The organism is Pseudomonas koreensis (assembly GCF_025447595.1).
GTDB classification, from domain to species: domain Bacteria; phylum Pseudomonadota; class Gammaproteobacteria; order Pseudomonadales; family Pseudomonadaceae; genus Aquipseudomonas; species Aquipseudomonas koreensis_H.
In genome coordinates this window covers 1-214 of the sequence record NZ_JAOEJU010000064.1, presented here as the reverse complement: position 1 = coordinate 214, position 214 = coordinate 1, and the positions used below count along the sequence as shown (strand labels likewise).

Genomic DNA, 214 nt, shown 5'->3' with positions numbered 1-214 from the left:
CGCCAACGGTCAGAACAACCTGGTCGACATGACCCAGGCCAGTCTGCAAAACATCGAAAGTGCCGTACTCAGCGGAGCCGGTGCATTCACCCTCCTGGGCAACAGCCTGAACAACACCCTCATCGGCAACGCCGACAACAACATCCTCAACGGCGGCCTGGGTGCCGACACCATGACCGGTGGTCTGGGCAACGACACTTACTACGTCGACAAC

The 214-nt window shown here is 59.3% G+C and carries 1 protein-coding gene; it reads left to right on the top strand.

Annotated features, from left to right (window positions below; translation table 11 throughout):
- On the top strand, positions 1-214 hold a 214-nt coding region (locus N8H71_RS28745), incomplete at both ends, for a hypothetical protein (RefSeq protein WP_262196518.1).